We start from the raw sequence: 1794 nt of genomic DNA on the forward strand, positions 1-1794 counted from the left end.
TCTACCTAATTTTGAAGACCTTTTGTTGGAGCGTGATTGTCTACAAGATGAACTAGAAACAATCAAACTAGACGCATATCGTCTGAAACGAGAAACTAAAGGTCTTCAAAATTAGGTATTTTATAGTCGGAAATTGTTTCTAAACGGTTGCGTATTTCATCCTGACGGATTACTTCTTGGGTACTACTAACACAAGATTCTAAGCTTTCAATTTCTTTGATAATAAATTGACGAGAATCTTCATCTATACAACGACCACAAACACAAGTTTTATCTTCTAATAATTCTCGTAAAAGCTTAACTGAACCAGAACGTCGAGCGGTTGTAATAGCTGTACTTTGCATATCATCTGCAACTTCTATCACAAATTCTATCAATAGCGGAATAGGTGATTGTCTCAACCCACTTTCTAATTTTTATGTGGCTTTTTTGAGGTTTTCTTTACAACGTTCTTGCTCTCTTTCTAAGTCCTTTAATTGTTCTAACTTATTTTGTAGTTCTTCAATTTTATTTGCTTCTTCTGTTGTTTCTTCCAGCTCTTTAATAGCATTTTTTTCATCTAATTTTGCTTGCTCAAGTTGTGCTGTTTTAACTTCTATATTTTCTTGAATTTCTCGAAGTTTTTGTTTGACTTGTCTGAGACTTTCATTCACCGAATCTACTTCATCAAATTTTCTATCTAATTTTTTTCTAGTAATTTCTACATCGTGCCGGAGATTTAGTAATTCAGTAATTCCAAGTATTCTCTCTATGGCTTTGTGGGTTTCTTTAGTGTGAATTCGTTGAGCATAACGTTTGATTTCTACACCATCAAAGAAGAAAAATTCTTTACAGGAATTTGGCAATAGTTCCTCAATTTTTTCTGGCACATCTCTGATATTTTTACCATTTTTATTGATTACTGGTAGTTCTACTTTTGCTCTAGCTGTCTCGCCTTGTATTTCTCTTTTTGCAACTCTGCTAATATTATAAATATCTCCATTACGCTCAAAAACAAGTTCTACTGACATTTCTACATTAGGATTCTCTTTAACTATTACCCGATTAAAATGGTCTAGTAATTTAGAATCAGAAATAGCTTTTGCACCGTAAAGACACCATTGAATTGCCTCTAGTATAGATGTTTTGCCAAATCCATTTTGACCAAAAACAATCCAGATTTGCTTATCAGTATTGAGGTTAAATTTTATTTCTTCATTTTGATAACATTTCCAGTTTTTTAGACGAATACTTCTGAGTTTAAGTCCCATAATTAGTATCCTCCATAAATGATTGTGATGAGTCTGTATAACGTTCAATCATTTCGAGTAATTTTGTCGGAGCAGTCTTACGTTTTTGCTTGAAAATTTCTTGTTTTTCAAGTTCAATTGCTGCTGTAATTAGTTCCAGAGGAATTTCATATTTTTCTGCTAATTCTTGTAGTTTTTCTTCCACTTTTCTACCCGATATTATTCAGTAAATTTCAACCGTATTAGTTATCTTTTACAGGTCAGCACAGATATTCTATAGTTATTAATTTATTAATTATGACTATAGCGATTCTCATATTAATGGAATACAGTCTTTTTTCTATATTAAGGTGTTCCCTAAAATCCAAAAATTTTTCACCTCATGTAAGACTGGAAATTCTATATACTTTGATCGAAACACTTTATCGGAAGAAAAGCATTGATATTTATACGGAAAAATCTATATATAAGATATTATAAATTTATTTTATCTCCGTAATTATACGATAATTTTAATATTCCTAATGCTGACAATTAATAATGGAAAATATTACCGAATAATTAG

3 protein-coding genes are annotated in these 1794 nt (G+C 31.0%); all 3 read right to left on the minus strand.

The annotated features are described in order from the left end of the window. Positions 1-95 precede the first annotated feature (95 nt). Genes F6K13_RS31525 through F6K13_RS31535 form a run of 3 tightly spaced genes read right to left on the minus strand, consistent with a single transcriptional unit; the run spans position 96 to position 1434 of the window. Complete coding sequence (locus tag F6K13_RS31525; RefSeq protein WP_287289642.1) at positions 96-401, minus strand: hypothetical protein; 306 nt, start codon at positions 399-401, stop codon at positions 96-98. A gap of 15 nt (positions 402-416) precedes the next feature. Next, positions 417-1250: an AAA family ATPase gene (locus F6K13_RS31530; RefSeq protein WP_124143425.1), complete on the minus strand. Its 834-nt coding sequence runs from the start codon at positions 1248-1250 to the stop codon at positions 417-419. Next, positions 1240-1434: a hypothetical protein gene (locus F6K13_RS31535; RefSeq protein WP_124143426.1), complete on the minus strand. Its 195-nt coding sequence runs from the start codon at positions 1432-1434 to the stop codon at positions 1240-1242. The genes F6K13_RS31530 and F6K13_RS31535 overlap by 11 nt, the downstream gene beginning before the upstream one ends. Positions 1435-1794 lie beyond the last annotated feature (360 nt).

The sequence above is a fragment of the Okeania sp. SIO2B9 genome, assembly GCF_010672505.1.
Taxonomy (GTDB): Bacteria; Cyanobacteriota; Cyanobacteriia; order Cyanobacteriales; family Microcoleaceae; genus Okeania; species Okeania hirsuta.